16 protein-coding genes and 1 riboswitch are annotated in these 13,970 nt (G+C 59.6%); of the genes, 8 read left to right on the forward strand and 8 right to left on the reverse strand.

Going from position 1 to position 13,970, the window contains the following annotated elements; translation table 11 throughout:
• Positions 1-5 precede the first annotated feature (5 nt).
• From ACP15P_RS19585 to ACP15P_RS19600, 4 genes are all read right to left on the reverse strand, one after another.
• A complete protein-coding gene (locus tag ACP15P_RS19585) occupies positions 6-989 on the reverse strand; it encodes an ABC transporter substrate-binding protein (RefSeq protein WP_424930168.1) in 984 nt (327 codons plus the stop codon).
• Positions 986-1,741, reverse strand: a complete 756-nt coding sequence (locus tag ACP15P_RS19590) for an ABC transporter ATP-binding protein (RefSeq protein WP_424930169.1) — start codon at positions 1,739-1,741, stop codon at positions 986-988. Before ACP15P_RS19590 ends, ACP15P_RS19585 begins: the two co-directional genes overlap by 4 nt.
• Positions 1,738-2,526, reverse strand: coding sequence for an ABC transporter permease (locus ACP15P_RS19595; protein ID WP_424930170.1), 789 nt, complete (start codon positions 2,524-2,526; stop codon positions 1,738-1,740). The genes ACP15P_RS19590 and ACP15P_RS19595 overlap by 4 nt, the downstream gene beginning before the upstream one ends.
• Before the next feature lie 4 nt (positions 2,527-2,530).
• Positions 2,531-3,139, reverse strand: coding sequence for a YkoF family thiamine/hydroxymethylpyrimidine-binding protein (locus ACP15P_RS19600; protein ID WP_424930171.1), 609 nt, complete (start codon positions 3,137-3,139; stop codon positions 2,531-2,533).
• Positions 3,133-3,245: riboswitch (TPP riboswitch) on the reverse strand. (Overlaps the previous gene by 7 nt.)
• 288 nt (positions 3,246-3,533) lie before the next feature.
• On the opposite strand from ACP15P_RS19600, the gene leuC reads away from it, so the two are divergent.
• A complete protein-coding gene (gene leuC, locus ACP15P_RS19605) occupies positions 3,534-4,943 on the forward strand; it encodes a 3-isopropylmalate dehydratase large subunit (RefSeq protein WP_424930172.1) in 1,410 nt (469 codons plus the stop codon).
• 40 nt (positions 4,944-4,983) lie between these two features.
• Here leuC and ACP15P_RS19610 read toward each other — a convergent pair whose 3' ends face one another.
• Positions 4,984-6,783 (reverse strand): calcium-binding protein, encoded by a 1,800-nt coding sequence (locus ACP15P_RS19610; RefSeq protein ID WP_424930173.1) that lies wholly within the window; start codon positions 6,781-6,783, stop codon positions 4,984-4,986.
• 246 nt (positions 6,784-7,029) lie between these two features.
• Between ACP15P_RS19610 and ACP15P_RS19615 the strand changes: the two genes are divergently transcribed.
• Genes ACP15P_RS19615 through ACP15P_RS19630 form a run of 4 tightly spaced genes read left to right on the forward strand, consistent with a single transcriptional unit; the run spans position 7,030 to position 10,679 of the window.
• Positions 7,030-7,941, forward strand: coding sequence for a beta-keto acid cleavage family enzyme (locus tag ACP15P_RS19615; RefSeq protein WP_424930174.1), 912 nt, complete (start codon positions 7,030-7,032; stop codon positions 7,939-7,941).
• Entirely contained in the window at positions 7,938-9,392 is a 1,455-nt protein-coding gene (locus tag ACP15P_RS19620) for a carnitine 3-dehydrogenase (protein ID WP_424930175.1), read from the forward strand. The genes ACP15P_RS19615 and ACP15P_RS19620 overlap by 4 nt, the downstream gene beginning before the upstream one ends.
• A 4-nt stretch (positions 9,393-9,396) precedes the next feature.
• Positions 9,397-10,098, forward strand: coding sequence for a GNAT family N-acetyltransferase (locus ACP15P_RS19625; protein WP_424930176.1), 702 nt, complete (start codon positions 9,397-9,399; stop codon positions 10,096-10,098).
• A gap of 14 nt (positions 10,099-10,112) precedes the next feature.
• On the forward strand, positions 10,113-10,679 hold the full coding sequence (locus tag ACP15P_RS19630; protein WP_424930177.1) for a peroxidase-related enzyme: 567 nt from the start codon (positions 10,113-10,115) through the stop codon (positions 10,677-10,679).
• A gap of 4 nt (positions 10,680-10,683) precedes the next feature.
• Here ACP15P_RS19630 and ACP15P_RS19635 read toward each other — a convergent pair whose 3' ends face one another.
• On the reverse strand, positions 10,684-11,604 hold the full coding sequence (locus ACP15P_RS19635; RefSeq protein ID WP_424930178.1) for a LysR family transcriptional regulator: 921 nt from the start codon (positions 11,602-11,604) through the stop codon (positions 10,684-10,686).
• Positions 11,605-11,700: 96 nt separating this feature from the next.
• Entirely contained in the window at positions 11,701-12,291 is a 591-nt protein-coding gene (locus tag ACP15P_RS19640) for a transglycosylase SLT domain-containing protein (protein ID WP_424930179.1), read from the reverse strand.
• 286 nt (positions 12,292-12,577) lie between these two features.
• On the opposite strand from ACP15P_RS19640, the gene hspQ reads away from it, so the two are divergent.
• Both hspQ and ACP15P_RS19650 read left to right on the forward strand, forming a co-directional pair.
• Positions 12,578-12,907 carry a heat shock protein HspQ gene (gene hspQ / locus ACP15P_RS19645; RefSeq protein ID WP_424930180.1) on the forward strand — a complete coding sequence of 110 codons (330 nt, stop codon included), beginning with the start codon at positions 12,578-12,580 and terminating at the stop codon, positions 12,905-12,907.
• Between the two features lie 146 nt (positions 12,908-13,053).
• A complete protein-coding gene (locus tag ACP15P_RS19650; protein ID WP_424930181.1) occupies positions 13,054-13,494 on the forward strand; it encodes a potassium channel family protein in 441 nt (146 codons plus the stop codon).
• 10 nt (positions 13,495-13,504) lie between these two features.
• Here ACP15P_RS19650 and ACP15P_RS19655 read toward each other — a convergent pair whose 3' ends face one another.
• Complete coding sequence (locus tag ACP15P_RS19655; RefSeq protein ID WP_424930202.1) at positions 13,505-13,657, reverse strand: hypothetical protein; 153 nt, start codon at positions 13,655-13,657, stop codon at positions 13,505-13,507.
• Between ACP15P_RS19655 and ACP15P_RS19660 the strand changes: the two genes are divergently transcribed.
• Entirely contained in the window at positions 13,598-13,936 is a 339-nt protein-coding gene (locus ACP15P_RS19660; protein ID WP_424930182.1) for a DUF2794 domain-containing protein, read from the forward strand. The genes ACP15P_RS19655 and ACP15P_RS19660 overlap by 60 nt on opposite strands.
• The last annotated feature ends 34 nt before the right edge of the window (positions 13,937-13,970 follow it).

The raw sequence follows: 13,970 nt of genomic DNA on the forward strand, positions 1-13,970 counted from the left end.
CACGATTACTGCTCCAGATACTGGTTGGTGTACCATCCTGACACGTTCGGCATGGTTTCGAGCGGGTGACCATCGCCGCCGCGCAGGATGCCTGCGCTGAACAGAAAGCCCGCGATGCTCTCAAACATGTCGGGGTCAATCACGCCCACCGCCTCGCCCGGGTCCTGGAGAAAGCCACCCGCAACGAGTGCCTTCATTGAGGCTTTTACCAGTTCGGCGTTCGTCAACATGCCCGAGGTCCCGGCGATCAGGATGTCGGCTGCTTCCTCGGGGTTGGTTGCCGCCAAACCATAGCCGCGCTGGGCGGCCTTCACGAAGGCTTCCGCTGTTTCCGGGTTGTTCGCGAGCCAGGTGCTGTTGCCTCCCAGAAAGGTGGTGTGCTGATCCGGAACGCCGTAATCGGTGTATTTGAAGGCACGCTGGGGCCGGTTGAGCAGAACGGAGTTCACGCCTTCCCATGTGCTGACCTCCAGCGTGAAGTCGACACTCCCGTTGGCCAGCGCCTCGTAGGCTGAGGTGCCTAGGGTGACAGTCTCAAAATTGCCCTCTCCGCCATCATTGCGAATGATTGTGGAGATCAGGGCCTCCTCCCAGGCGCTGCCGAAACCGGCATAGGTGAGGCCGTCGAGATCGGCGGGTCTTTGGATGTCCTCACGCTCGCCGTTGAAGACCAGATGCCCGGTTTCGTGCTGAACTACCGCCATGACTGCGGTCATGTCCGCGCCGGTGGCACGCTGGCTGTGGAAGCCCACGGCGCTCAGGATGCCAAACTCCGCAACACCCGTCGCCACGAGCGTGCCGGAAGAGGTGTCGGTATAGGGCAGGATCTCCACATCAAGTCCTGCTTCCTCAAACCAGCCCCTGGACTGAGCCACGTAAAGGCCAACGTGGTTTGTGTTGGGCGTCCAGTCGAGTGCGACACTGAGTTTTTCCTGGGCGACGGCCGGGATGGCGGCGCATATAATCGCAGCGCTCAAAAGGTGTTTCACGGGTCTTCTCCTGTCTGGTTCAGCAGTATTTCGAGCAGATGGGCCTCAAGTTCATGGGCTTCGGGGGAAGCCGGATGACCGAGGCGCGGGCGGGGGATATTCACCGGTATATCGGCAATGACGCGCGCGGGCCGGCGCGAGAGAACGTAGATCCGGTCGGAAAGCGCCACCGCCTCGCGCACGTCATGGGTGACGAGCAGGGTCGTCCAGTTTGCCGCGCGCCAGCGTTCCTCGAACCAGGTCTGCATTCGGGTCCGGGTCAGGGCGTCGAGCGCGCCGAACGGTTCGTCAAGCAGCTGAACTGGACGGGCCTGGACCGCGGTTCTCAGCAGCGCGGCGCGTTGGCGCATTCCGCCGGAGAGTTGCGAGGGATAATGTCTTTCGAAACCATCCAGACCGAACTTCGCCAGCAGTGGTCGGACCCTTTCCCGTGCCTGCTTTCGCTTCATTCCGTGGATTTCCAGCCCGAGGGTCAGGTTGTCGATGATCCGTCGCCACGGCATCAGGGCATCGCGTTGCGGCATGAAGGCGAACTGGCCGGTGGCGGTGTTAAGTTCCCGATCATTCGACAGAATTTCGCCCCGATCCTGACGCAGGGCGCCGGTGAGAAGGCGAAAGATGGTGGATTTCCCGGCGCCGGACGGACCGAGGATGGACACGAACTCGCCGGCCTTGACATGCATTGAAATGTCGTTCAGCACTTCCGTTTCGCCCAGCGTGACGGACATGTTCTGCAACTGAAGAATGCTCATTTTCCGTCACCCACATACCGCCAGCGCAGAACGGCGCGTTGCAGCAGCGCGGTGATGGCAAACAATACGAGCGTCAGGCCGGAGCTGATGACCACCGCGGCCAGAACCAGGTCGGGGCGGAAGCTGTTTTTGGCGTTCAGGATCACGATGCCGAGGCCCGCCCGCGCTCCGACGTATTCCGAGAAAATTGCGGCCACGACCGCGTAGGTGATCGAAATCCTTAGTCCCGCGAAAAAATACGGCATCGCCGACGGAAGACGCGCACGGAGGAACACGACCCTCCGCGAGGCTCCCATGGAGCGAAGCAGTTCGCCAATCTCGGGGTCGGTCGCCTCGTACCCGTCCACCAAAGCCACCAGCATCGGAAAAAACGTGACCAGCGCGACGAGCAGGACCTTGGGCGTCAGATCAAAACCAAACCAGAACACAACCAGCGGCGCGATTGCCACCAGCGGGAGGGTCTGGCTGATCACAAAGATCGGAAAAAGGGCGCGGCGCACGCGCGGCATGAAATCCAGCGCTACCGAAAGGACGAATGCCACGGTCATGGACAGGGAAAACCCTGCCAGGGTCGCCCGGATCGTGGGCAGCGTGTTTTCCCAAAGCAGCTGTCGGTTCACTGCCATTTGTTCCACCACCCGCGAAGGCGCGGGCAGCATCAGGGGCGATATGCCGGAGACATGTACCAGGATTTCCCAGGCAATGATGGCGCAGGTCACGCTCAGCACGGCCGGGACGGCCTGGGCAATGCCTCCGCCGGTGTGGCGGGGCAGGGGACGGCTCAACCTGTCAGGTCCCGGTGGGGCTGTTGGCTGAAACCGTCAGGTCGATCGTCACGTGACCGTTTGGCGGACCAAACCGGCAAAACGCCTGCTGAAGCGTAGCGAAAACGGGGCCCGCATCGCCAGAGAGCCGGGTGCAGAAGTTCTTGGAGCGGTCAAAAGTGCCGCTTCGCTTCAGGAAGTCGATGCAGCCCATGATCTCGAGCATGTGGTCGCCCGCGCCCATGACATAGAGCGAAAACTGTGCGGCCGCGTGCTGTCCCGTGTCGGCAGTTGCCGCCAGGGCCTCGAGCGCGGCGTCCTGCCTCGTTTCGAGAGGCTCGGACGGATTGGCCAGCGCGCCGGTCCGGCAAATGGGATCATCCGGCTCACCCGGGCATCCGCGCGACAATGTGGCGCGCAGCACTACATGATGGCCGGTCGAAGCCGCTTCGGCAAAGAGGTCGCGCAGGGCGGGAAACAGCACCTCGGGAGGTCCAACGATCAGTGTTGAAATATCGTCGGTCTCAATTCGTAGACGGTCCCGCCAGGGGTCGAGCGCCCTGAGCGATCCCAAAATGACGTCAACGAACCCGTCGGTCATGGGATAAAGTGAAACCTGTGCGCCTACGAACATGTGCAGTCTCCTTGCTACGCTGGCATTATCCAGATCAGCTTTGAGGGTCCGTGGACTTGTGCCCACATCTCAGCCGCGACACTACGCGGCACCCCTGAGTTGAGAGTTCATTTTCAGATCGGGGTCGGGATTGCAAGCTGATTTCGGCAAATGGCGTCGAAGGCCCGGGACCGGCCCCCAATTCACGGTATCGGCGTTCAGAGTGGGAAACCGCACCCATTCTTGCCCAAAAATCCAGGAAGCGTTAGAGAAGCGCCATGAATGGAATGTTTGACATGGATGATCACGCGCGGCTGCCCTGGCGGTTCCACCGCTGGCACGTGACCCTGCGGCTATGTGGCTGAACCATATAGTGAATTTCTGATCTCCTGAACATTCTGGCAGAGGAATAGCCATGACAGCGCCAAAAACACTCTACGACAAAATCTGGGATGCCCATCTCGTACACGAATCTGATGACGGCACCTGCCTGCTTTATATCGACCGCCACCTGGTCCATGAGGTGACCAGCCCGCAGGCTTTTGAGGGGCTTCGCATGGCCGGTCGCAAGGTTCGCGCGCCTGGCAAAACCGTGGCCGTCCCCGATCACAATGTGCCCACAACGACCGACCGTGCAAGCGGCATCATCTCCAACGAGGAGAGCCGCATCCAGGTTGAGGCGCTGAAAAGCAATGCCGAGCAGAACGGGATCACCTATTACGGTGTAAACGACGTGCGGCAGGGGATCGTGCACATCGTTGGCCCCGAGCAGGGCTGGACGCTTCCGGGCATGACGGTGGTCTGCGGCGACAGCCACACCGCGACCCATGGTGCATTCGGCGCACTGGCGCACGGTATTGGTACGTCGGAAGTGGAGCACGTTCTGGCCACCCAGACGCTGATCCAGAAGAAATCCAAAAACATGCTGGTCAGGATCAACGGCTCGCTGCGCCCCGGTGTGACCGCGAAGGACATCACCCTGTCCATCATCGGTGCGACAGGAACGGCCGGTGGTACGGGCTATGTGATCGAGTATGCCGGTCAGGCCATTCGTGAGCTGTCCATGGAAGGCCGTATGACGGTCTGCAACATGGCGATTGAGGGCGGTGCCCGCGCCGGTCTGATTGCGCCTGATGAGAAGACGTTTGAGTATGTCAAAGGCCGTCCGCACGCGCCCAAAGGTGCGGCTTATGAGGCGGCGGTTGAATACTGGAAAACGCTCTTCTCCGATGAGGGTGCCCATTACGACAAGGTTCTTGAACTTGATGCCGCCGACATCGCGCCGGTCGTGACCTGGGGAACCTCGCCCGAGGACGTTCTGCCGATCACCGGTACCGTGCCCAACCCGGAGGACTTCACGGGTGGCAAGGTCGATGCGGTGCGCCGTTCGCTCGATTACATGGGCCTGACCGCAGGCACCAAACTGAGCGACGTCAAAATCGACACCGTCTTTATCGGCTCCTGCACCAACGGACGCATTGAGGACCTTCGTGAGGTTGCCAAGGTGATGAAGGGCCGCAAGGTCAAGGAAGGTCTCCGTGCGATGATCGTGCCAGGATCCGGCCTCGTTCGTGCGCAGGCTGAGGAGGAAGGCATCGCTGACATCCTCATTGAGGCCGGTTTCGAATGGCGTATGGCCGGGTGTTCCATGTGCCTCGCCATGAACCCGGATCAGCTTGCCCCCGGTGAGCGCTGTGCCTCCACGTCGAACCGGAACTTTGAAGGACGGCAGGGACGTGGTGGACGCACGCATCTCCTGTCGCCCGCAATGGCTGCCGCCGCGGCCGTGACCGGACACCTTACGGACGTCCGCGAACTGACCTGATTATGACCTGGCCCGGCGACGTTGCCGGGCCACCTCAACCTCACACGATAAGCAGCGCGTCTTCCAGTTCGGACATATTGGTGAAATCATCGATGCGCAGCCTGTCTCCTTCGCCGAAATCGATAATGATGTTGCCGTTTTTCTTTTCGGCGTAATCCATGACTTTGTTTACTGCTGGCCTGGAGCCGCCGACGACGTCACCATCAATCCAGATTTCGTCATTGCCGCGTCCAAAATCGACGATCCTGTCCTTGCCGGCATCAAAGACGAAGACATCCCCTCCTTTTCCGCCCTTCAGCCTGTCATCACCTTTTCCACCGGACAGCATATCCGCGCCGCTGCCGCCTTTCAGGCCATCATCGCCACGGTCACCAAAAAGCGTGTCGTTGCCATTATCGCCTTCAATCCGGTCGCGGTAGCCGCCGCCGAAAATCACGTCGTCGCCTTTGCCTCCGGACAGTTTGTCCTTTCCGTCGCCACCAAGCACAACGTCGCGACCGGCACCGGATTTGATCCGGTCGCTGCCGGATGCGCCGAGAATGAAATCTCCATTGGAAGATCCGGAGAGTTTGTCGTTATCGGGTGTGCCGGCAACCAGGCCGTCGAATGTTTCCACGCCGAAAGCCCCGACATCAGAGCCAAGTACGGTCGCGTAGGTATCGATGCGGTAACCGGTCGTGCTGTCCGCTTCCCAGACTCCGGCCAGACCGCCATTTTTGAGCAGCTCGAAATCACCCCTGTAGACATCCTCCTGCAGGGTTTCCGTGATCTGAAGGGCCGACCCGAAGACCTTTCCCTGCGGCGTGAAAACCTGCCCCATGAGATGCGCGTGGAAATCCCAATGTCCGCCCGCATGAGTGTCCTCATCGGCATAGATCCCGAGCGTGAAGCCCCCGCCGAGATGTACGATATCCTGCGCGACCTGTTCCTGGCCCTCGGTGCCCGGCTCCAGAGTACGGACCCTGCCTGCAGTCTGGCCGGTGGCGTCGATCAAACGGAACAGAACATCGGAATCAGCAGTGCCGTCATCGTCATGTTCCGCCGTCCAGATCACGGCCCGGTCCCCGTTCGGCAGGGCAACCGAGCTTGCGTGGGTATCGTCGTCATGCGGGTCCAAGATCGCGCCTTTGGGTAGTTCGGTCGGTGAGATGACTACCGGATCGCTGTCCGGTTTCCACGACTTTTTGAAGGCGGCGGCATAGACCGAGTCCTCAAGCCGGGTCGCGTCGTTGCCTTCCCACCAGGTCAGCACGGCCCCACTGTCATGGATGGTCAGATCCGCCTGGGGAAGGTCGATAAAGTAGCTGTTGCCGATGTCATCGGCCGTGGCGAGCTTCCTGCTCTTCTCGAATTCCCCGTCAGCGTCGTACTCGTAGACCACAATATCGTGAATCGTGTTCAGGTAACCCTCTGCCGTGACGATGGCAAACCCACCATCTTTCAACGCCTCGACGTCCTGGATGCGAACGTCGTCCCTGTCATCGCTGGCAAACTCCACCTGTTTTCCCGCGGGTGTGCCGTCATTGTTGAACAGCCGGAAATTCCCCGAAAACAAATAGCCGTCGTCGTCCTGCTTGTCCCAGGCGACCACAAAGCCGTCTTTAAGTGCTGCGGCCCTGGGGCGGTAATCGTCGCCGGGAGTGTTTGTGTGAAGGGAGAACTCCAGGGTGAGGGGAACGACATCCCAACTGAAAATCTTGGCAAAGACACCCGTTGCGCCATCGTACCCCGGATCGCGGCCAAGGTCGGACCAGACGGTGAGAAGATGTCCGTTGTCGAGTTGCACCAGTCCGGGGTAGCGGTCGGACCCGCCCAGCGTGGAAGAATGCCTGAATTCCATTGATAAAATACCCTAAAACACACCCGCACCCGAACTATCATATTGGCGCTGGGCAGGTACGGGGTTCGCAAAAAATTCACGAGGCGGAGGCGGGGATGTGGCCAAAGGTGGCATGGCCTTGAATCGCAATTCGGCGCGAAATCCGCATTGAATCTGTAAAATTCGGCATGGTCTGCGCCGTGTTTCCCTCCTAGCATCCGGGCCCAAACACTGACGCAATCACATCCCGACGAACGGACCTGTTTCATGCCTCTTGCCCCGAACCGCCACGTTTTCATCACCGCCGCCATTACGGGGTCGGGCAGCACGCAGGACCGTTCACCGCATGTGCCGCGCAGTCCCAAACAAATCGCCGACAGCGCGATCGATGCCGCCAAAGCCGGTGCCGCCATCGTTCACTGCCATGTGCGCGAACCGGAAACCGGTGTGCCTTCGAGGAAAGTGGAGCTCTACCGCGAAGTGACCGAACTGATCCGGTCCTCCGGCACGGATGTTGTTCTGAACCTGACCGCCGGCATGGGCGGCGACATGGTTTTTGGCTCCACGGAGCAGCCCCTGCCGCTGAATTCCGAAGGTACGGATATGGTGGGCGCGACCGAGCGCATGGCGCATGTGGTCGAGTGTCTGCCGGAGATTTGCACGCTCGACTGCGGCACCATGAACTTCGCCGAGGCTGACTACGTCATGACCAATACACCGGGGATGCTGAGGGCAATGGGTGGCATGATGACCGAACTGGGGGTCAAGCCGGAGATCGAGGCCTTTGATACCGGGCATCTGTGGTTTGCGCAGCAAATGGTGAGTGAAGGTGTCCTGGCACCCAAGGCGTTGGTGCAACTTTGCATGGGTGTGCCCTGGGGCGCGCCGAATGATCTCAACACGTTTATGGCGATGGTCAACAACGTGCCGGCCGACTGGGCCTGGTCCGCGTTTTCTTTGGGTCGCGATCAGATGCCGTATGTTGCCGCATCGGTCCTCGCCGGCGGTAACGTGCGCGTTGGTCTTGAGGACAATCTGATGCTGGAAAAAGGGGTTTTCGCCACCAACGCGCAGCTGGTTGAAAAGGCCGCGCGGATCGTGATGGATCTTGGCTCGTCGCTCATGGGCCCCGGGGACGTCCGCAGCAAACTGGGTCTGACCAAAAGGATGCCGAAATGACCGACGCAGCCAGGGCAGCGATAATCGGCGGGGGCGTCATTGGAGGCGGTTGGGTGGCGCGGTTCCTGCTCAACGGCCGGGACGTCAACATCTATGATCCCGATCCGGACGCGGCCCGCAAAATCAATGCCGTTCTGGGAAACGCGCGGCGGTCGCTGCCGTCGCTTTATGACCGGGCTCTGCCAGGCGAGGGGAAACTTACGTTTTGTGATACGCTGGAGGGAGCGGTTTCAGGCGTGGAGTGGGTTCAGGAATGTGTTCCCGAACGTCTGGAACTGAAACAGGAGACCTATGCCCGCATTCAGGCGGTCAACCCGGGTGCGATTGTGGGCTCGTCGACATCGGGTTTCCGGCCTTCGCAGCTCCAGGACGGTGCGCGCAATCCGGAGAAGATTCTCGTCACCCATCCTTTCAACCCCGTCTACCTCTTGCCGCTGGTGGAGGTCGTGCCGACAGCGGCGAACACTTCCGAGACCGTCGATGCGGTGGTTCGGGACCTGCAGTCCATTGGAATGAAACCACTCGTCGTGCGCAAGGAAATCGACGCGCACATTGCGGACCGCATGTTGGAGGCGGTTTGGCGCGAGGGTCTTTGGCTGATCAATGACGGCATCTGCACGACTGAGGAACTGGACGACGCCATCCGGTATGGCTTCGGTCTGCGCTGGGCTCAGATGGGGCTGTTCGAAACCTACCGGATTGCCGGTGGTGAGGCCGGGATGCGGCATTTCATCGAACAGTTCGGCCACGCGCTGGAGTGGCCCTGGACGAAACTCATGGACGTGCCGGAGTTTACACCCGAGCTTGTGGACATGATTGTTGAGCAGTCCGATGCGCAGTCGGGTGGGCGGTCCATTCGCGAGCTGGAACGGCTGCGCGACGATAACCTCGTGGGCATGATCCGCGCGTTGCGGGCGTCGGGGTCGGGTGCGGGTGGCACGGTCAACGAGCATGATCTGACCCTGGTGGACACAAAAACAGGACCTGACGGCTGTCCCGTCACTGTGGATCGGCAAATTCCGCAGACATGGACCGACTATAACGGTCACATGAACGAGGCCAACTACCTCGTGGCCTCGGCGCAGGCCTCGGACCGGTTCATGGAACTGGTTGGCGCGGATGCTGATTATATCGCGGGCGGCAAAAGCTACTTCACGGCCGAAAACCACCTTTGCTATTTGAGTGAACTCAGGGAAGGCGAAACGCTTACGGTGACCACACAGGTCCTGCTCGGCGAGGGCAAGAAAATGCACCTCTTCAACCGGCTTTACGGCGGTGACGGTCGGCTTGCCGCGACGGTGGAGACGTTCCTCCTGCATGTCGATCTGACCACGCGGGGAACCTGTATGCCGGCCCCGGAAGTGATGGCGAAGCTGGCGGGTTATGCGTCTGCTCATGTCGGCATGCCGCGACCGGAGCAGGCTGGACGCTTTGTCGGCCAGAGAAACTAGCTGCATGGCCGATCTTTATGAGGTTTTGGCCGCGACATGGCCGGCCGAGGAATCCTGTACAAAAGGCCCGTGGCTCCTGCGGCGCAGTACCGGTGGCGGAAACCGTGTCACCGCTGCGAGCCTCGTGGGTAATGCCGGTGATCTGGAAACTGCCGAGGCCACCATGCGCGGATGGGGTCAGCCCCCGCTGTTTCAGGTGCGGGATCACCAGACTGACCTCGACGCGCGGCTTGCCGCACGAGGCTACATTGCGCGCGATCATACCGTCATATTGGCAGGTCCCAGCCATGAGCTGGCGAGCGATGACCTGAACGAGACTACTATTTTCTGCGAGGCGCCGCTGGCCGGTATGGCGGAAATCTGGTTGGCCGGAGGCATTGGGCGCGACCGTTTGGCCGTGATGAGCAGAGCGCTGGGGCCGAAGACTTGGATCATGGGTCGGGAGGGTGACCGGCCCGTTGCAGCCGGATTCGTCGCGATACACGATGGTGTCGCCATGCTTCACGCGCTTGAGGTTTTGCCAGCGGCGCGACTGCGCGGAGTGGGCGCGCGTGTCACCCGTGCGGCGGCCGCCTGGGCGAAAATGCGGAATGCCAGTCTCTTTTCCCTGGCGGTGACTGAAGCGAACGCGGGTGCCCGGGCGCTCTATGCAGGACTGGGAATGGAGGAACGGGCGAGGTACCATTACAGGATACAACAGGATTGATCCGGGGAATTACGATGGAACAGCCGACCGCCCTCAATCTTCCGCCAGCGGAGCCGTTGCCCGAGGAAACGCAGCGGTATTTTGACATCTGCCAGGAAAAACTCGGTCTGGTTCCGAATGTCCTGCGGGCCTATTCACACGACATCGACAAGCTGAATGCGTTTACTGCGCTCTACAATGATCTGATGCTCGGCGAGAGCGGGCTGAGCAAACTTGAGCGGGAGATGATCGCTGTTGCTGTTTCGTCCGAGAATGGATGTTTTTACTGCCTGGTTGCGCATGGGGCCGCGGTGCGCAGTCTGTCGGGCAATCCCGAACTTGGGGAGATGATTGCCTTCAATTACCGGGTGGCCCCACTGGAGCCGCGCCAGCGGGCGATGCTGGATTTTTCCGTGAAGATGACGCGCGCCAGTGAATCGATTGAGGAAGCCGACCGCCAGGTTCTGCGCGATCACGGCTTCAGCGACCGGGACATCTGGGACATCGCCAGCGTCGCGTCATTTTACAACATGACCAACCGAATGGCGAGCGCGGTGGATATGCGGCCAAACCCGGAATACCACGCGATGGCGCGGTCCTGATTACTCAGGTCGCGCCAATCGGCCAGTTGTCGGTATCAACGGTCCGGAAATGCTCCACGAGGAAATCGATGAACGCCCGCAGTTTCGGCTGCATGAACCGGCCTGACGGGTAAACCGCATGAACGCCCATTGGATCGAACCTCAAATCCGGCAGCAGCCGCACCAGATCGCCCTGTTCCACGGAGCATCCGACTATGAAGGTCGGAATGTGAGCGATTCCCAGCCCGGCGATTGCCGCCATTTTCAGGGACGCGCCGTTGTTCACCGTAAGACGACCGCCCACTCTGACCTGCCGAACCTCGCCTGACTGGCTTTTGAGCTTCCAGTAGTTGCTGCTGGACAGGTGCGAGTAGTGCAGGAGGTTGTGCGAACTCAGATCCTCCAGGGTCTTGGGTGTGCCGAACCGTTTCAGATACCCCTCCGAGGCCACAAGGGTCATGCGGGTCTCGGCGAGCTTGCGCGCCTTGAGCGAACTGTCGTCGAGTGTGCCGATTCGAATGGCGACGTCGAACCCTTCCGCGACCAGTTCCACAAACCGGTCGTCGAGCACCATGTTGATGTCGACATCCTCATAGCGGGTCAGAAACCGCGCGACCGCCGAGGACAGATGTCCGATGCCGAAGTTGACGGGGGCGGAGACTTTCAAAGAACCCCGTGGGCTTGCCTGCATTGAGGTGACGAGGCTGTCCGCGTCGTTCACATCCTTGAGCACGTCTATGGCACGATCATAATACGCCAGGCCAACCTCCGTGGGGCTGACGCGGCGGGTGGTACGGTTTAGAAGCCGCACGGCCAGGCGGGCTTCCAGAGCGGATACACTTTTTGAGATCGCCGATTTCGAAACGCCCATCTTTCTGGCGGCTTCAGTGAAGCCACCATTGTCGACGACGTTTACGAACGCCTCCAGTTCGGCGAACCTGTCCATCCCGGCACCCCCTGTTTTGCGGAGGTTAGGAGGGATGCACCGCCAGGGTCAACAGTTGCGTTTGCTTCTGGAAATTGTTTCCAAAACCAAGCGACCTCAGCTGCACCCCGCCAGTTGGGATTCGTAGCGGTTTGCCCATCGCTGAACGTCTGTCGCAACAACGGGCAGCCACGATTTTCCGCGCCAGGTTCCACGGGCGTATCCACTGAACCCTTCATGGTAGGCGAGGTACTGGTTGAAGGCGTCATTGCGGGCAACGCCGTTGATTTTGGCGTTGTGGCTCATGTACCAGCCAATGAAGTCCGACGAATCTGCGAAATCAGTACGATCCGCGCTCCGGCGTCCGGTCTGCTGCTTGTACATGTCCCAGGTACCGTCCAGCGCCTGGGAGAAACCAAGTGCCGACGACCGTGGCACGTCCCTTGCGAAGATCCAGCTGCCAACACGTTTCGTTGGGCGCGCGTCATGCTGGAAACTCGATTCCCGGGCAATCGTGGCCATCTGAACGGAAACGGGTACGCCCCATTTCTTTTCGGTTTTCACCATGGATTTGTACCAGTGGGGCCGCTCACCCTTGATCCGGCATGCATCCACAACGGTACTCGGGGGCTTGTTACTGCTGCAGGCCACAAGGCCCAGCAACATGCCGATCACAAGCAAACGCCCGAAGCGTTTAGAAAAGTACATTTTGGTTCCTGCTCGCGTGTCTTTTTTGCACGTCGGCGACAGGATCGCATATAATTTTCCCGATGCAAGAAAAACTCACCTAAAATGCGCCCCAACACCCCTGTCGGGCCATGATCCTGACGACAGGGAGTTTGCCAGAGGCAACCGCAGCATGTACCGTCCGCGCGCAGACCCACTGATTCGGTCGCCTTAACCGCAATCACTTAAGTATGTCCTGGTCTGTGGACACGATACGGCCCCATCTATATGGTGTGGCGTGTAATACCATGTTTCAGGCTCTATGATTATGTTGACGTCGTACGCAAAATTCACGGTTGGGCAGGTGGTTCGCCACAAACTCCATCCGTTCCGCGGTGTAATTTTTGACGTGGATCCGTCCTTCAGCAACACGGATGAGTGGTGGGAGTCCATTCCGGAGGAAAACCGTCCGGACAAGGACCAGCCGTTTTATCATCTGCTGGCTGAAAATGAGACATCCTACTACGTCGCCTATGTGTCCGAGCAGAATCTCGTGACGGATGAATCCGGTGATCCGGTCGATCATCCCGAAGTTGCGGAAATGTTTGGTCCGATGCGTGAGAGCGGACGCTACGCGGTGGACGCCCACCTGCACTGATTTGTTGCCAGCCGGCTAATGGAGATGGCCGGCTGCCCCTGATGCGTTGTTACCGCACTGGAAAATGCCCCGATCAGGCGGGTGCCCATCATCGCCTGATACCCACGAACATCAGTATGCTCATCGGTTCTGCCGGACAGGTTTAGATGGACATTTTTCACCAGATTTTGTGGGGCAGCGTTTTTCTAACTCTCTGTACCGTGGTTCACGTTATGGCCTTTGCCATCGGCATGCCCGTGGTCACCTGGGTAGGGGAGCATGCGGGGGGGCGGGGCTGGAGAACCCCCGGTAAGTCTTTTGCCATTCTGCTCACCGCCCTGGGCGCGGTCATTGGGTCGCACACGGTTCAGATATGGATTTGGGCATTCATTTTCGTGCACACCGAGGTCATTCCAGACTGGAATGGTGCCGTTTACTTTTCCATCGTGACCTACACCACGCTTGGTTACGGTGACATCGTGCTTGGCGAAGGGCTGCGAATCTATGCGACGTTTGCCGCGATTGCGGGTCTGCTTTCCTTCGGAATCAGCACCGCGTTTCTGGTTGAGGTCTTCGGCCATGCAGGTCGCGCCAACCGGCGTGAATAAGACGAAAATTTTAGGCGAATTCCGATGATAAATCCGCACGGGATTTTGGGTTGCCTGAGCCGTAAAACTTGCCAAGTACGGCAAAGGGCGCCACACTGCTGACATGGTTCAAAATGTTGATGTAGCGCAGTTTCCACCAGTTCAGGACCGCGTAAGTTTTCATCGGACGGAACTTTCCGTCATACTGGCTTTATACGGAAGAATGGTGGCCGCAGGGCTCTGGCGGGATTATGGAATTTCCATGTTGCGCGACGTCGCCGTGTTTTCCGTCTTCCGTCACACCGCCGAACATCCGGTGTACCGCATCGAAAAGCGCCCGAAACTCGCCGCGAAGCAGCAACTCTACTGCGTCATCGGTATGGATGGGCGCATTCTCAAGCGCGGTCAGGATCTCAATACAGTACTGCGTGTCCTCGAACGAAAACTGATCCGAGCCGTCTAATCGAATCTTCGATTCCCTGATTGCAGCCAAGAAA

Source organism: Amaricoccus tamworthensis (assembly GCF_049800875.1).
In the GTDB taxonomy this organism is placed as follows: Bacteria; Pseudomonadota; Alphaproteobacteria; order Rhodobacterales; family Rhodobacteraceae; genus Amaricoccus; species Amaricoccus tamworthensis.

What these genes read in the sequence shown, in the direction of transcription:
- ACP15P_RS19660 (WP_424930182.1), top strand. Translation starts at nt 13,598, where the DNA reads ATGGTTCAAAATGTTGATGTAGCGCAGTTTCCACCAGTTCAGGACCGC.
- ACP15P_RS19615 (WP_424930174.1), top strand. Translation starts at nt 7,030, where the DNA reads ATGCCTCTTGCCCCGAACCGCCACGTTTTCATCACCGCCGCCATTACG.
- ACP15P_RS19625 (WP_424930176.1), top strand. Translation starts at nt 9,397, where the DNA reads ATGGCCGATCTTTATGAGGTTTTGGCCGCGACATGGCCGGCCGAGGAA.
- hspQ (WP_424930180.1), top strand. Translation starts at nt 12,578, where the DNA reads ATGTTGACGTCGTACGCAAAATTCACGGTTGGGCAGGTGGTTCGCCAC.
- ACP15P_RS19610 (WP_424930173.1), bottom strand. Translation starts at nt 6,783, where the DNA reads ATGGAATTCAGGCATTCTTCCACGCTGGGCGGGTCCGACCGCTACCCC.
- ACP15P_RS19630 (WP_424930177.1), top strand. Translation starts at nt 10,113, where the DNA reads ATGGAACAGCCGACCGCCCTCAATCTTCCGCCAGCGGAGCCGTTGCCC.
- ACP15P_RS19590 (WP_424930169.1), bottom strand. Translation starts at nt 1,741, where the DNA reads ATGAGCATTCTTCAGTTGCAGAACATGTCCGTCACGCTGGGCGAAACG.
- ACP15P_RS19620 (WP_424930175.1), top strand. Translation starts at nt 7,938, where the DNA reads ATGACCGACGCAGCCAGGGCAGCGATAATCGGCGGGGGCGTCATTGGA.
- ACP15P_RS19635 (WP_424930178.1), bottom strand. Translation starts at nt 11,604, where the DNA reads ATGGACAGGTTCGCCGAACTGGAGGCGTTCGTAAACGTCGTCGACAAT.
- ACP15P_RS19650 (WP_424930181.1), top strand. Translation starts at nt 13,054, where the DNA reads ATGGACATTTTTCACCAGATTTTGTGGGGCAGCGTTTTTCTAACTCTC.
- ACP15P_RS19655 (WP_424930202.1), bottom strand. Translation starts at nt 13,657, where the DNA reads ATGAAAACTTACGCGGTCCTGAACTGGTGGAAACTGCGCTACATCAAC.
- ACP15P_RS19640 (WP_424930179.1), bottom strand. Translation starts at nt 12,291, where the DNA reads ATGTACTTTTCTAAACGCTTCGGGCGTTTGCTTGTGATCGGCATGTTG.
- leuC (WP_424930172.1), top strand. Translation starts at nt 3,534, where the DNA reads ATGACAGCGCCAAAAACACTCTACGACAAAATCTGGGATGCCCATCTC.
- ACP15P_RS19600 (WP_424930171.1), bottom strand. Translation starts at nt 3,139, where the DNA reads ATGTTCGTAGGCGCACAGGTTTCACTTTATCCCATGACCGACGGGTTC.